The organism is Pseudobutyrivibrio sp. C4, assembly GCF_900111635.1.
Taxonomy (GTDB): Bacteria; Bacillota; Clostridia; order Lachnospirales; family Lachnospiraceae; genus Pseudobutyrivibrio; species Pseudobutyrivibrio ruminis.
Genome location: NZ_FOHF01000004.1, coordinates 13,320 through 28,424, shown reverse-complemented (window position 1 = coordinate 28,424; position 15,105 = coordinate 13,320). Strand labels below are relative to the sequence as shown.

General features: G+C 39.4%; 17 protein-coding genes and 1 riboswitch. All 17 genes read left to right on the top strand.

Features of this window, described 5'->3' with window-relative positions; all coding sequences use genetic code 11:
* Positions 1 to 116 precede the first annotated feature (116 nt).
* The 17 genes from BMY66_RS07945 to BMY66_RS07865 all read left to right on the top strand — a co-directional run bounded on the left by BMY66_RS07945 (position 117) and on the right by BMY66_RS07865 (position 15,104).
* Positions 117 to 1,535, top strand: coding sequence for an amino acid permease (locus BMY66_RS07945; protein ID WP_044936356.1), 1,419 nt, complete (start codon positions 117 to 119; stop codon positions 1,533 to 1,535).
* Positions 1,536 to 1,728: 193 nt separating this feature from the next.
* Positions 1,729 to 2,469 carry an ABC transporter ATP-binding protein gene (locus BMY66_RS07940; protein WP_044936355.1) on the top strand — a complete coding sequence of 247 codons (741 nt, stop codon included), beginning with the start codon at positions 1,729 to 1,731 and terminating at the stop codon, positions 2,467 to 2,469.
* The gene (locus BMY66_RS07935; RefSeq protein ID WP_044936353.1) at positions 2,469 to 3,392 is read left to right on the top strand and encodes a SufB/SufD family protein; all 924 of its coding nucleotides are present in this window, start codon (positions 2,469 to 2,471) and stop codon (positions 3,390 to 3,392) included. The genes BMY66_RS07940 and BMY66_RS07935 overlap by 1 nt, the downstream gene beginning before the upstream one ends.
* A 143-nt stretch (positions 3,393 to 3,535) precedes the next feature.
* A complete protein-coding gene (locus BMY66_RS07930) occupies positions 3,536 to 3,895 on the top strand; it encodes a hypothetical protein (RefSeq protein WP_090394789.1) in 360 nt (119 codons plus the stop codon).
* 100 nt (positions 3,896 to 3,995) lie between these two features.
* Entirely contained in the window at positions 3,996 to 4,547 is a 552-nt protein-coding gene (locus BMY66_RS07925; RefSeq protein WP_044936349.1) for a DJ-1 family glyoxalase III, read from the top strand.
* 13 nt (positions 4,548 to 4,560) lie between these two features.
* Positions 4,561 to 5,022, top strand: a complete 462-nt coding sequence (locus BMY66_RS07920; RefSeq protein WP_044936347.1) for an S-ribosylhomocysteine lyase — start codon at positions 4,561 to 4,563, stop codon at positions 5,020 to 5,022.
* Positions 5,023 to 5,052: 30 nt separating this feature from the next.
* Positions 5,053 to 5,739, top strand: coding sequence for a 5'-methylthioadenosine/adenosylhomocysteine nucleosidase (locus tag BMY66_RS07915; RefSeq protein WP_044936345.1), 687 nt, complete (start codon positions 5,053 to 5,055; stop codon positions 5,737 to 5,739).
* A gap of 105 nt (positions 5,740 to 5,844) precedes the next feature.
* Positions 5,845 to 5,940: riboswitch (THF riboswitch) on the top strand.
* A gap of 64 nt (positions 5,941 to 6,004) precedes the next feature.
* Positions 6,005 to 6,523 carry a folate family ECF transporter S component gene (locus BMY66_RS07910; RefSeq protein ID WP_090394788.1) on the top strand — a complete coding sequence of 173 codons (519 nt, stop codon included), beginning with the start codon at positions 6,005 to 6,007 and terminating at the stop codon, positions 6,521 to 6,523.
* Complete coding sequence (locus BMY66_RS07905; RefSeq protein ID WP_090394787.1) at positions 6,523 to 7,806, top strand: bifunctional folylpolyglutamate synthase/dihydrofolate synthase; 1,284 nt, start codon at positions 6,523 to 6,525, stop codon at positions 7,804 to 7,806. The genes BMY66_RS07910 and BMY66_RS07905 overlap by 1 nt, the downstream gene beginning before the upstream one ends.
* Positions 7,807 to 7,877: 71 nt before the next feature.
* Positions 7,878 to 9,560, top strand: a complete 1,683-nt coding sequence (locus BMY66_RS07900) for a phospho-sugar mutase (RefSeq protein WP_090394786.1) — start codon at positions 7,878 to 7,880, stop codon at positions 9,558 to 9,560.
* Positions 9,561 to 9,710: 150 nt separating this feature from the next.
* Entirely contained in the window at positions 9,711 to 10,445 is a 735-nt protein-coding gene (locus BMY66_RS07895) for a nucleoside/nucleotide kinase family protein (RefSeq protein WP_090394785.1), read from the top strand.
* Positions 10,446 to 10,615: 170 nt separating this feature from the next.
* A complete protein-coding gene (locus BMY66_RS07890; RefSeq protein ID WP_242942691.1) occupies positions 10,616 to 11,092 on the top strand; it encodes a DUF2975 domain-containing protein in 477 nt (158 codons plus the stop codon).
* A gap of 17 nt (positions 11,093 to 11,109) precedes the next feature.
* On the top strand, positions 11,110 to 11,322 hold the full coding sequence (locus BMY66_RS07885; RefSeq protein ID WP_033152907.1) for a helix-turn-helix domain-containing protein: 213 nt from the start codon (positions 11,110 to 11,112) through the stop codon (positions 11,320 to 11,322).
* 2 nt (positions 11,323 to 11,324) lie between these two features.
* Positions 11,325 to 12,869 carry a DUF4153 domain-containing protein gene (locus BMY66_RS07880; RefSeq protein WP_090394784.1) on the top strand — a complete coding sequence of 515 codons (1,545 nt, stop codon included), beginning with the start codon at positions 11,325 to 11,327 and terminating at the stop codon, positions 12,867 to 12,869.
* Between the two features lie 191 nt (positions 12,870 to 13,060).
* Positions 13,061 to 13,675 (top strand): DUF6033 family protein, encoded by a 615-nt coding sequence (locus BMY66_RS07875; RefSeq protein ID WP_090394783.1) that lies wholly within the window; start codon positions 13,061 to 13,063, stop codon positions 13,673 to 13,675.
* A gap of 152 nt (positions 13,676 to 13,827) precedes the next feature.
* Positions 13,828 to 14,196, top strand: coding sequence for a GntR family transcriptional regulator (locus BMY66_RS07870; RefSeq protein WP_090394782.1), 369 nt, complete (start codon positions 13,828 to 13,830; stop codon positions 14,194 to 14,196).
* 29 nt (positions 14,197 to 14,225) lie between these two features.
* Positions 14,226 to 15,104: an ABC transporter ATP-binding protein gene (locus tag BMY66_RS07865; RefSeq protein WP_090394781.1), complete on the top strand. Its 879-nt coding sequence runs from the start codon at positions 14,226 to 14,228 to the stop codon at positions 15,102 to 15,104.
* Position 15,105 lies beyond the last annotated feature (1 nt).

Sequence of the window (15,105 nt, the reverse complement as noted above, 5' to 3'; positions counted from 1 at the left end):
AGTGTTAAAGCGAATTGTCTGAATATTTAATTCTTGATTTAATTCTTTAAAGAGATGCTGTATAATACTGATATTCGCTTTAAACCGATAAAGAAAAAAGGGAGGACATTTAATTAATGGATTCAAAAAAAATCAAGTGGTCCACACTTGCGTTTATGGCGTTTTCTACTGTATGGGGATTCGGAAACGTTTTAAACGGATTTATCTACTTTAACGGCATCCAGAGCATCTTTAGCTGGATTCTTATGTTTGCACTCTACTTCGTGCCATACGCACTTATGGTAGGTGAGCTTGGTTCAGCATTCAAGACATCAGGCGGAGGTGTCAGCTCATGGATTTTCGGAACAACTGGTGCAAAGGCAGCTTACTATGCAGGTTGGACATACTGGGCATGCCACATCACTTACATCGCTTCTAAGTCATCAGGTGGCTTAAAGGCTCTTAGCTGGGCAATCTTCAGAAATGGTGAAACTTATGATAGCTTCCCAACTCTTGCAGTTCAGCTTGTTACATTCGCTATTTTGATTTTATTCTGCTATGTAGCATCTCGTGGTCTTAATCCACTTAAGAAGCTTGCTACAATCGCAGGTACATCAATGTTTGTTATGTCAATTCTTTACATCATCATGATGTTTGCAGCACCTGCAATCAATCCTCATGCTGATTATGTATCAATGGAATTTACAAGACAGACACTTATTCCACAGTTTAATGTTAAGTACTTCACATCACTTTCAATCCTTGTATTTGCAGTAGGTGGATGTGAGAAGATTTCCCCATATGTTAACAAGGTAGAGAACCCTTCAAAGGGATTCCCTAAGGCAATGATTACACTTGCTGTCATGGTTATGGTATGTGCTATTCTTGGTACTATCGCTATGGGAATGATGTTTGATCCAGCTGAAATCAATGCAAACTTTGATGCATACAATTCAAACGGTTCATACTGGGCATTCCAGAAGCTTGGTCAGTACTATCATGTTGGAAATTCAATCATGATTATATATGCACTTTGCAATGCTATCGGTCAGCTTTCAACACTTGTTATTTCAATTGATGCTCCACTTCGTATGCTTCTTGACAATGAGGATGCTAGAGAGTTCATCCCTTCAAAGCTTCTCAAGAAGAACGATGCAGGTGCTTATGTAAATGGTATCAAGATGGTTGCAGTTCTTTCAGGTGCTATCATCCTTATCCAGTCATTCGTTCCTGGTGCAGCAGTAGTTCTTAAGCAGCTTACAAAGCTTAACTCAGTATGTATGCCACTTCGTTACCTTTGGGTATTCTTCGCATACATCATGCTCCGTAAGGCTGGTGAGAAATTCAATCCTGAGTACAAGTTTGTTAAGAATCAGGGTGTTGCAATCTTTGCTGGATGCTGGTGCTTCTTCGTAACAGCAGCTAGCTGCTTACTTGGTATGTATGTTGAGGGAGATTTATTCAACACATTCCTTAACATCCTTACACCAATCGTGCTTGCAGCACTTGGCGTAATCTTACCAATGATTGCTAAAAAGGAAAAAGCGAACAATTAATTAGTTAATGAAAAATGTAGGGCTACTGAGAATGTTTCTCAGTAGCCCTTTATTAATAAATTTTTAATAAAAAAACAGAGCAAAACGTGGTAATATAATAAAGCTCGATTAATTTTGTGCAATCGAATTAGTTGTGCCTAACTGCTACTGGCATAGTAGTTAGGGAGAGTTTTATAGAGTTAGGAGTAGAAATATGCTAGAAATCAAAAACCTGTGTTACAAGGTTGAAGATGAGGGTGACACTACCAAAGAAATCATTGATAATCTTAATCTCACAGTAGAGGATGGAAAGTTTATCGTCATCACAGGACCAAACGGTGGCGGTAAGTCAACACTTGCAAAGCTTATTATGGGTGTAAATGAACTTACATCAGGACAGATCATTCTTGATGGTGAGGACATTTCACAGAAGAATATTACTGAAAGAGCAAAGCGTGGAATTAGTTTTGCATTCCAGGCACCTGTTCATTTCAAAGGAATTAGAGTAATTGATTTATTACGTCTTGCAGCAGGAGAAAACATTTCAGTTGCTGCAGCTTGTGAATATCTTTCACGAGTAGGCCTTTGCGCAAAGGACTATGTTGAGCGCGAGGTTAATGGCTCACTTTCAGGTGGAGAGCTTAAGCGCATCGAAATCGCCACAGTTCTTGCACGTGGTACAAAGCTTTCAATTTTCGATGAGCCAGAGGCTGGTATCGATTTATGGAGTTTCCAGAACCTTATCAAGGTTTTCGAGAACATGCGTAAGACAATCAACGGAACAATCATTGTTATTTCTCATCAGGAGCGTATCTTAAATATCGCCGATGAAATCGTTGTTATCGAAAATGGTAAGGTTAAGAAGCAGGGACCAAAGGATGAAATCCTTCCTGAACTTTTAGGTACATCGGCAGCAGCGAATATTGCTTGCGAAAAGTTAGGAGGTGACCAGTAATGGCTTTAGATGCAATTCAAAAGAACATTTTACATGAGGTCGCTGATTTAGATGGTATTCCACAGGGCGCATACAACATCCGTGCAAACGGTACAAGCGCAGGTAGAAATACAACAGCAAATATCGACATCGTTACAAAAGAAGATAAGCCAGGTATTGATATCATCATCAAGCCAGGTACAAAGGGCGAAAGCGTTCACATCCCTGTAGTTCTTACAGAGAGTGGACTTAAGGATATGGTATACAACGATTTCTATGTTGGAGAAGGCGCAGATGTTACTATCGTAGCAGGATGCGGTATTTCCAACTGCGGAGACCAGGACTCACAGCACGATGGTATTCACACATTCCACGTTGGTAAAAACGCCAAGGTTAAATACGTAGAAAAGCATTATGGCGAGGGCGATGGCAAAGGCGCCAGAATTCTCAATCCTGTAACTAATGTATATCAGGAAGAAGGCAGCTATGTAGAAATGGAAATGGTTCAGATTAAGGGTGTTGATTCTACAGTCCGTACAAATGTTGCTGAGCTTGCAGAAGGAGCGACACTTCTTATCCATGAAGCTCTTATGACACATGGCACACAGAAAGCTACATCAGATTACAAGGTTGCTCTTAACGGAGAGGGTTCAAGCGCAGACGTTGTTTCTCGTTCTGTTGCAAAGGATGATTCTGAGCAGATTTTTGAAGTAGCAATCGAAGGTAACACAGCTTGTAACGGTCATGCAGCTTGTGATGCTATCATCATGGGCAATGCACATGTAGTTGCTATTCCACGTCTTGATGCAAAGAATGTGGATGCTGCACTTATCCATGAGGCAGCCATCGGAAAAATTGCTGGCGACCAGCTTATTAAGCTTATGTCACTAGGACTTACAGAAGAAGAGGCAGAAGAACAAATTGTGGCAGGATTCCTTAGATAAAAGCGAAAGTAGATACTTTCAGCTACATATTTTGGCATCATGTGTATCAATGAATTCTCTGTGATTTTACTTTATAAAGATTGTGATTTTTGGTTTTGAAAAACATAATCATGATATTATGAAAAAGCACGGAGGGAATGAGTATGGCGATTTCACCAATTATGGGAATAGGTTCATATGGAAATGTAGCATCTGTTCAGCCAATGAATTATGCGGTTGATAATGATGCAGATTTTTCCGATGTTTACAATACTGAGTCTACCAAGCAAAGTGGAGTGGTGAATGGGGCATCTCCTGTTCAGTACCCTAATGCTCAGGTACAGGATGTAGACGACCAGACGATTCAGATTGATCCACTGGAGAGACAAAAGAAAACCCTTCAGGTTTCAAATGAATTTAATAACATAGCAATGCAGTTCTCATCAAACAATACTAGCTACAGTATGAAAGGTGTAGGCGCTAGCTACGGAATGGCGGGAAGCCGATTTGATGCATACGCATAAATTTAATATTAAATAGATGATAAAAGAAGCCGAGAAATTCGGCTTCTTTTGTGTTATCATAGATTTTAGTTGATATGATAATAGCAGGGAGGTAACGGATATGAGCAAAGTTCTTATATTTATGGCGGAAGGCCACGAGGAAATAGAAGCACTTACAGTTGTTGATATTCTGAGACGTGCTGATATTGAAATAGACATGGTTTCTATCACAGGTAACAAAAAGGTTCCTGGAGCTCATGGAATCACAACATACTGTGATAAGCTGATAGAAAATACTGACTTTGAAAAAGCAGATATGATAGTGCTTCCAGGCGGAATGCCAGGTACATTAAATCTTGGGCTTTGTGAGCCTCTCATGGATCAGATACATGGATTTAACACTTCAAAGAAGGGGCTTGCAGCTATTTGCGCAGCGCCAACAGTTTTTGGAAAGGCAGGACTTCTTGAAGGAAAGAAAGCTACATGCTATCCAGGAATGGAAGGGGATTTGTTAGGGGCAAATGTTTCGACCGACAGTGTTTGCCACGATGGTCACATCATTACCAGCCGTGGTATGGGAACAGCAATTCCATTCGCACTTGAGATTGTAAAGACATTCAAGGGTGAGGATGTTGCAAATAAGCTGGCACAGGCTATTGTGTATAATAATTAATACGAGGTTTAAAATGGAAAAGATTAAAAGTTTTACAATTAACCATAATGTACTTACTCCTGGCTTCTACATTTCTCGTGTAGATGATGGAGATATAATCACATACGATTTACGTACTCGTAAGCCAAACGCAGGTGATTATATGGATAATGCGACTATGCATTCAGTGGAGCATATGATTGCAACATATATGCGTAACTCAGAAATCGCGGACCATGTAATTTACTTTGGACCAATGGGATGCCAGACTGGATTCTATCTTGTAATTAAGGGAGTAGATTCTAAAAAGACATTCGAAGTAGTTAAAAAAGTTTTCAAGCAGACAGTAGACCACGAGGGAGACGTATTCGGAAAGAGCGCAATTGAGTGTGGCCACTATGAGAACCTGGACATCCAGCTCGCTAAAACAGAGTGCCAGCGTTACTTGGACGTGCTTAATTCATGGTCAAATATGGAATTCACTTATCCAGATTAAGATAGGAAGTAATAAACTAGGAGGATAGAGATGAAATTAGGAATCATCGGTGCTATGCAGATTGAGATTGAGAATCTCAAGCCAAGCATTAAGAATCAAAAGACATCAACAATCAGTGGTGTAAACTTTATTGAAGGTGAAGTTAACGGCGTGCCTGTAGTTGCAGCAGTTAGTGGAATCGGTAAGGTATTCGCTGCTATTTGTACAGAAATTATGGTGCTTCATTTTGGAGTAGACCATGTAATTAATATCGGAGTAGCAGGTTCACTTGTACCTACACTTAAGGTACTTGATGTAGCAGTTGCAGAGTCAGCTGTTCAGCATGATATGAACACAACAGCAGTAGGTGATCCATTAGGACTTATCTCTGGTATCAATGTAATCAACTTTGAAGCAGATGCCGATCTTAGAAAGAATGTTACAGATGTACTTTCTGCAAGAGGCATCAATTACGAGGTTGGTGTTATTGCTTCAGGAGATTTATTTGTAGATACAAACAAGCAGCGTGAGACAATCAGAACCAGATTTGACGCAATCGCAGCAGATATGGAAGGTGCAAGCATTGCTCAGACATGCTACGTAAACAAAGTGCCATTTACACTTATCCGTTCTATTTCAGATGCAGATGGAAGTGCAATGGATTACAACACGTTCGCAGGTAAGGCTGCAGAGCAGTCAATTGCAATCGTTTTGGATGTAATTGAGAAATTAAAATAATATTGGCTATAATTTATACCTATTACGGGAAAGAGATTTTTTCTGTAATAGGTATTGCTATTTATGTGGAATACACATATAATCTAGGCAACTATTAACAAGAAATGCAGAGTAGACTGTAAAGCGTTAAGTGCCGTTTGCACAGGGAGTTGGCAGATGGACGAAGGATTATCCGCGGTTTTATGGTCGCATCCCGCTGCTACATACGAGGTTTATTACACCTTCATTGTAGACAAAAGGAGACTGCAAAGGAGGTGTATTTTTTATGAAGAAATTAACTAACACAAAAACACTTACAGCTGCAGCCATGTTATCAGCACTAGGAATTGTACTGGGATTTTTCAAAATACCAATCAATCAGCTGATAGAAATCAGATTTGGCGCATTGCCAGTTGAGATGGCCGGACAGCTCTTTGGCCCTGCTGTAGCAGGAGTTGTAGGAGGAATTACAGATATCGGAGGATATCTTGTAAAGCCAACTGGCCCATTCTTCCCAGGATTCACATTTAGCAGTATCGTTGGTGGTATTATTTTTGGACTAATGCTACACAACAAAAAGATTACATTTGCAAGAGTGTTGGCAACTCAGGTTGTTTACACTATAGTAGTTGGAATTATATTAAACAGCTACTGGCTGGACGTTTTATATTTCCAGAACGGTTATTTTGCAACAATCATGGCACGACTTCCAAAGGAACTTATCATGATTCCTATTATGTCAGTGATTTATTATTCAATCGTCAAAGCATTTGGCAGAACAAGAATAGGAGAATTCGCAAGATAATGAAGGAATATAGTTATTCTCAGGCAATAGACTTTTTCAAAAACATGCCCCATTTTATTCCACCCAAGGGTGGAGGAGCCAAGAAGGATTATTTCTCTTTAGATGCAGAATTAATGCTTTTGGAAAAACTAGACAAGCCTCAGAATAAACTAAAATATGTCCATATAGCTGGAACAAATGGTAAAGGTTCCACAACATCATATTTAGCAAGTATTTTAAATGAGGCATCCGTTGTTACGGGTGCCTTTACTTCACCTTTTTTATATAGATATAACGAAATGTTCAAAGTAAACGGCGATGATATTTCAGACGTGGATTTTGCTAAGGTTTTTTCAGAAGTAAAGCCTGCCTACGATGAACTTGCAGCAGATGGAGTCTTTGTTAGCGAATACGAATTCCTGACTGTTATGGCATTTATTTATTTCCTGAAAAAGGGTTGTGAGATTGTGCTCTTAGAAGTAAGCATGGGTGGCAGAATGGATACAACAAATGTAATACCGGCTCCACTTGTTTCTATCATCACCCCTATCAGCTACGACCACATGACTATACTTGGAAATACGCTAACGGAAATAGCTACTGAAAAAGCTGGAATCATAAAGCCTGGTACAGCAGTTGTAAGTGCTACCCAGGAGCCTGAGGTTCAGAAGGTGCTAAGAGATACCTGCCAATCAGTAAATGCACCGTTGGACTTTGTAGAACCAGCGCAGATTATTTCAAGAGATATCCATGGCCAGCGCTTTGGTGTATCAGAGGGGCTCCAATATGAAACTACAATGCTTGGGACATATCAGATAGATAATGCTGCAATGGCAATTGCAGCAGCAAGAAAGCTTATGGAGAAGGGATACCATATTACTGAGGAGTCCATAAGAAAAGGTATCGCAAATACGAAGTGGTTTGGCCGTTTTACATTGCTATCAGACAACCCGCCTGTGGTGATTGATGGCGGGCATAATCGCCAGGGAGCGAAGGTTTTGAGGGAAGCCCTTGAAGCATATTTCCCTGGGGAAAAGGTTACATTTGTGCTTGGAATCCTTGCTGATAAAGAAGTGGACATGATAATAGATACACTGGCTCCAATTATGAAGAAGTGTTACACAGTGGCTGTGCCAAATCCAAGGACGATGAAGCCACAGGCGTTGGCGGGGATGATACAGGAAAGAGGCATTGAAGCCGAGCCTCTAGATTCAAAATCTACCATTGAAGATATAAAAAAGCAGTCTGAGGTTGTATGCTTAGCAGGTTCACTATATCTAATCTCCTTATTTGACAAAGCCTAAGGTTAGGTTGACACCACTAACCGGAAAACTTAAAATTATAACAGTTAAGGACATATGGAGGAGAAATAATTATGTACAATGATGAATATAAGCGTTGGCTTGCAGCTGATCTTGATGATCCAGATTTAAAGCCAGAATTATTAAAAATTGAGGGGAATGACGAAGAAATCAAAGACAGATTTGCAGTAGCACTTGCCTTTGGTACAGCAGGACTTCGTGGTGTACTTGGAGCAGGTACAAACCGCATGAACGTTTACGTAGTTCGTCAGGCTACACAGGGACTTGCAAATTGGGTTAAGACTCAGGGTGGTAACCAGACAGTGGCAATTAGTTATGACTCTCGTATCAAGAGTGATGTTTTTGCAAAGACTGCAGCAGGTGTTCTTGCAGCTAATGGTATTAATGTTCGTATTTACGATGCACTTATGCCAGTTCCTGCACTTTCATTTGCTACACGTTACTACAAATGCAACGCAGGTATTATGGTTACAGCATCTCATAACCCTGCTAAATACAATGGATACAAGGCATACGGTCCAGACGGATGCCAGATGACAGACGATGCAGCAGCTATCGTTTATGCTGAGATTCAAAAGACAGACATTCTTAATGGCGTTAAATACATGTCATTTGCAGAGGGCGTTGAGAAGGGACTTATTAAGTTCGTAGGTGATGATTGCAAGGATGCATTCTATGCAGCAATCGAGGACAGACAGGTTCGTCCAGGCCTTTGCAAGACAGCTGGCCTCAAGCTTGTTTACAGTCCACTTAATGGCTCAGGCTTAGTTCCAGTTACACGCGTACTTAACGATATCGGTATCACAGATATCACAATCGTTCCAGAGCAGGAATATCCAAATGGATACTTCACAACATGCAGCTATCCAAACCCAGAAATCTTTGAAGCACTTGAGCTTGGTCTTGAGCTTGCAAAGAAAGAGGGAGCAGATTTAATGCTTGCTACTGACCCAGATGCAGACCGTGTTGGTATTGCTATGAAGTGCCCAGACGGAAGCTATGAGCTTGTTTCTGGTAATGAAGTTGGTGTACTTCTTCTTGACTACATTGCAGCAGGACGTATCGAAAAGGGCACAATGCCAAAGAACCCTGTAGCAGTTAAGTCTATTGTTTCAACACCACTTGCTGATGCAGTTGCAGAGCACTATGGTGTAGAGCTTCGCTCAGTTCTTACAGGCTTCAAGTGGATTGGTGATCAGATTGCCGGTCTTGAGGCTGATGGCGAAGTAGATAGATTTATCTTCGGTTTCGAGGAGTCATACGGATACCTTGCAGGTCCTTATGTTCGTGATAAGGATGCAGTTATCGGTTCAATGCTTATCTGCGAAATGGCTGCTTACTACCGCAGCATCGGCAGCTCTATCAAACAGCGTCTTGAGGAGATTTATGCTGAGTATGGTCGTTACCTCAACAAGGTAGATTCATTCGAGTTCCCAGGCCTTTCAGGTATGGACACAATGGCTGGTATCATGACATCACTTCGTGAGAATCCACCAAAGGATATCGCAGGTATCGCTGTTACAAAGGTTACAGATTACAAGAACACAGCAGAGACAGGACTTCCTTCTTCAAATGTTCTTATCTATGGCCTTGAAAATGGATGCACTGTTGTTGTACGTCCTTCAGGTACAGAGCCTAAAATTAAGACTTACTTCACAACAAAAGGAAAAGATCTCGCTGAAGCACAGGCAATGAAGGACAAGCTTGCTGAAGCTTTAAAACCTTTATTTAAATAAGACTAAAGACCTACGAAAGTCCCAAGTTACGGCTACAAGCCTACTGATTTCTCCGCTCGGTGACATACCTCGCTTGAGAAATAGTAGAGCTTGATGCCTACTTGGGCTTTCTTATGTTGAGAAAAAATAAAAATGGGAGATTCAACATCTATGAATTATTCAGCTACGATCAACGGTTATGAGGTTGAGGCGTACTACAGCGAAGATAATGTCAACGAGATATTTATACCTCTGCTACGAAAGCTTACGGCTATGCAGCAGGATAAGGGGCGGAGGATACTTGTGATGCTTGCAGCGCCTCCTGGTGCCGGCAAGAGTACGCTTCTTGATTTTCTGGAATATTTGTCTAAGAATATAGATGGGGTGAAGGAAATCCAGACAATTGGAATGGATGGATTTCATCATTATCAGGACTACTTACTTAGTCATGAAACTGTCAGAGATGGAAAGACAATCAAAATGGTGGAGATAAAGGGCGCGCCAATTACCTTCGATTTGGATGCTCTTTCAAAGCGCGTACAGCTAGTGGCCAGTGGCGAAAAATGTGGCTGGCCAACCTACGACAGAAATCTCCACAATCCCGTGGAAGACACAATCCAGATTGACTCAGATATAGTGCTTCTGGAAGGCAATTATCTGCTTTTGGATGAAGATGGTTGGAAGGACATTTCAAGTATGGCAGACTACACTATTTTCATTTCCGCAGATGAGGATATGCTTCGAAGCAGATTGGTGGAGCGCAAAGCAAAGAACACTCCATTGGAAGCTGCAAAGAAGTTTGTAGAATACTCAGATATGCGCAATGCCCTAGAGGTTTTACGCCATTCCAAGAAAGCAGACTTAAATCTGGAAATCCTTGAAAATAATGAGTATAAAGTAATTTAATAATTGAGTTTTTAGCTCATCCCTTATAAAAGGGGATGAGCTTTTTTATGTTTGGAACAAATGTAAAACGAAAAATATTTATCGCAAATCGATAAAAAGTTGTTGCAAAACAAAAATAAGAGTGATATAACAAAATTAAGTTAAGAAAAGAAATGCATTGGAGGCATACAATGAACAATAAATTAAATGTATTTGTAAAAAGGATTTTGGACATATGCTTTTTCATAGGAGCAGTGATGGAAGTGGCCGTTCCATTTGGTCTGAAATATGCAGTAAATCTTACAATTAAGATTCTTGGCGAGACAACAGAGTATGCAAAGATTTTAGAGCATTACCCATATGCAGTTGTTTCCATTATGGTAGCTGGCGGCTCAGCACTTTTGATTCTGTTTGAGCTTAGAAAGATGATGAAGACTGTTATAGAGGATGATTGCTTTGTAATGCAAAATGTTACTAGTCTTTACAAGATGGGAACATACGCATTTGTAATCACAGGAGTGAAGCTACTTCGTTGCTTCGTTTATTTCACACCTTCAGCTGTTGTGGTAGCAGGGGTATTCTTCTTTGCAGGATTATTCAGCAAGGTTTTAGCTCGAGTATTTGAAAGAGCTGTTAGTTACAAGCAGGAAAATGATTTAACTATATAGAAAGCTCAGGTGAAAATATGATTGTAATAAATTTAGATGTCATGATGGCAAAAAGAAAAATTGGATTGACTGAGCTGGCAGGAATAGTTGGAATCACAAATGCCAATCTTTCAATTCTAAAAAACAATAAGGCAAAGGCAGTTAGGCTGGAAACCTTGGATGCCATATGTAAAGCATTGGATTGCCAGCCGGGAGACATATTGGAATACGTTGTGGATGAGGAGGAATAGTTATGGATAACACCGCTAGAGAAAATAATTTTAATGAACCAAGTATGACAAATATTGTTATAGAAGCCCCAGTGCAGGCGCAGGTTAAAGGCGATGCAAAGAGCTTCAGAAAATATGGATTATTATCTCTTGTATTTGCTATCGTATATACGTTTTGCTTGTACAAGAATAAATCTGGAATTACATATCCAATATTTATGGTCATAACATTTGGCTTAATATATGCAGTCAGAAAGTCAGATGATTTACCATTCCTGAAAGACAAAAATGGAAAAGTAGGATTAAATTCATTTTATGTGATTTCGCTGTTTTTACTATCAGTCACAAAGTGCATGTTTACAAGCTATAGCATTCAGTGGCTTAGTGGATTGGCTATATTCCTATTATTCTTTTCATTTATCATGCAGCTTTACATTGATACTACTGGCTGGGATATAGTTGGATGGCTTGGCGGAATCGCACTTACAATGATACGACCTATAGCAAACATTGCATGGCCATTTCAGGACTTTGCTCTTTTTGTAAAGGAAAGAGGCAGTGAGACAAGTAAAGAAAAAAAGAATGCTATTATGGCAGTTCTTATTGGACTTATTGTTGCAGTTCCGCTTCTTGCAGTGGTTGTTAGCTTGCTTGTGTCAGCAGATGCAGTGTTCAGCCGCATTTTAGAAAAAGTATTTGAGGGCATCCACCTACCAGATAATTTTGGCGATTTTGTTGGCATAGTATTAACATTGTGCATCTCATTTATCTGCGCATATGTAATACCTAATTCTTTAAATAAAAGGAAAATTGGAATCGGACCAGCAAAGCAGGGAAACACAAATCCACTTATCGCCATTACATTCACTGTTTTACTTGGTTTAGTATATCTTCTTTTCTGCTTGATACAGGTATTATTCTTATTTACAGGAAGCATGACTTTACCAGCTGGATACACATACGCATCATATGCTCACGAAGGTTTTTACCAGTTGCTTGCAGTATGCTTGATTAACGTGGCGCTTGTGTCAGTTTGCTCAAGAATGTTTGCAAAGAATAAATTGTTAACATGTATTCTATCTATTATCGGCATTTGCACATACATAATGATTGCATCTTCCGCGATGAGAATGATTCTATACATCGGAGCGTATACGCTTACATTCCTTAGATTGTTTGTACTTTGGTTCCTTTGCGTGCTTAGCCTTTGGCTTGCATATTTGATTATTGGATTGTATAAATCGGATTTTCCGGTATTCAAAGCTGCTATGGTGACAATCACTGTTGCTTACTTAGCATTTGCATTTGCAAATCCTGATTATCAGATAGCGAAATATGATTTGGCACATGTGGATGGAAATGATACTTCATACGAATCAATTACATCATATGTAACAGAATGCTTGTCTTTGGATGCACTTCCAGCCTTTCAGTCGGATGAGGAGTTACTTAATCTATATAAAGATCGTGTTTTTATGTATTATTGGGAAAGCAGATATGATGGCAGCATTAGAAAGTTCAACTATTCATATTGGAGAGCAGAAAAAGTATTTGAGGAAGAGAAATAGGAAGAATCGATTAAGTATTCAAGGCCAAATATAATAATTAAATTTAGTGCAGTTTGTATATTAAAATAAAAAAGCTTATACCCGATATTCTATACGTAATAGTTCAATAGGGAAGCTAAGGAAGGCGCTTATTTCAATGGAATGAAATTGAAATAAACGCCTTTTATTATTTTCCGACTGGAGGATTAGAGATGATTAGTAGAGTATCGGCTGATTACAATTTGAAAATTAAATATAATGGCTTTAGAAACGAGATAGCAAAGCCAGTTTTTAATTTCACTATGAAAAGTGAGAAGGAAGATACAACTGTTTCTTACTACAAAGATATGTGTAAAAAGTTCCCTGATGTAGCATTTACTTTGGATGATGCATCAAAGATTATGGACCACGGTGCATTTTATGGCTATGATGGCTCAATGAACTTAGTTGGAGAAAACTACACAGAGCCAGGACAGAAGAGCATCAGAATAGATGCATCTGTTATAAAGAAGATGCAAGCTGATCCGGAATTTGAACAGGAAATGCTTGATAGAATTAAAGAGGTTACAAGGGATGAAGTATATGAGGATTACACTAAGGATGCAGCAGATTGCAGCATTAGGGTGGGGTGCTCAATGCAATGTATAGAGCAGTATTTCACCATGGTGGGAGACGAACTCCATTATTCTGTATCATATAATGAATACCCAACACCAACACAAGAGGAGGATTATGGTGTAATTCCAGGAGCATTTATTGACCTTCCAGAAGAGGATGAGGATTTAGCAAAAACATTGTTAGATATGTATGATGAATGTAGGGGTTAAAACCTTGTAAATATAGGCCGTAGCAGACTTGAAAGAGTCTGCTACTTTTTTTATTGGCAAAAAAATTTTAGAAAAATAATTGACAGATATAATATATGGTGATATGGTTAATTACACAAGTAATTAACTGATGAAGTAAAGGAGGTGGGTGTGTGTTAAGCAATTTAGGGGAAGATAAATCAATCTATCTGCAGATAAGCGAAATGATAGAAGATGAAATATTAAGGGACATCATTAAGGAAGAAGAGCAAGTGCCTAGCACAACAGAGCTATCAAAGTTTTATAAGATTAATCCTGCCACGGCTGGAAAGGGAATTAATCTATTGGTTGATAAAGGAATCATTTACAAGAAAAGAGGTATTGGTATGTTTGTACAGGCAGGAGCTAAAGAACAAATCATGGAAGCTCGAAAGACAAGCTTCAAAGAAACTTACCTCAAAAAAATAATTAGCGAGGCAAAGTTGATTGGTATTACAAAAGAAGATTTAAAAAAGCTTATTGATGAAACTAGTGAAGTATAGTTTTTCTTTATGGGAGGAATGGAGGATATATGAGCACATTAGTAGGAAAGAATATCGTTAAAAGATATGGTAAAGACACAGTTCTAAAGAACGTAGACATTAGTATTGAGACAGGAAAGATATATGGACTGATTGGAAGAAACGGAGCAGGAAAGACTACTCTTCTTTCTATCCTTACAGCTCAAAATCCTGCCTCAGAAGGAACAGTTACACTTGACGGTGAGCCAGTATGGGAAAATGAAAAGTCTCTTTCAAGAATCTGTTATTCAAGAGAGATTTCACCAGTCACAATGTTTGGACCAAACACATACAGGGTAAAGGATTACTTATCTACAGCAAAGGCATTTTATGTTAACTGGGATGAGGAATATGCAAAGGAGCTTATAAAGCTTTTTAACATCAATATTAAGAAGAAAATCAACAGACTATCAAAGGGAATGCTTTCAGCAGTGACAATCATTATCGCTTTTGCAAGCAAGGCTGAAATTACAATCCTTGATGAGCCAGTTGCAGGTCTTGATGTAGTTGCAAGGGAACAGTTCTACAAGCTTGTTATTGAAGAATACGCAGCTACTGGCAGAACATTCATCATCAGCACACACATCATCGAGGAGGCAGCTTCATTGTTTGAAGAGGTTATCATGATTGATGATGGCCAGATTGTTGTTAAGGAAAATACAGAAGGCTTATTAGCTAGAGCATATCGCATCAGCGGAGAAGAAACATTGGTAGATGCAGCCGTAAAGGATTTAAAGGTTTATCATCCAGAGTCAATTGGGCGCAACAAGGTGGTTACAGTGCTTGCTGATGAACCAGTTGATAGTTTTTCCGAGGATGTTATGGTAGAGCCAGTTTCACTTCAGAATCTTTTCTATGCCATGAGTGTGGATGAGAGAAAGGAGGCTTAGT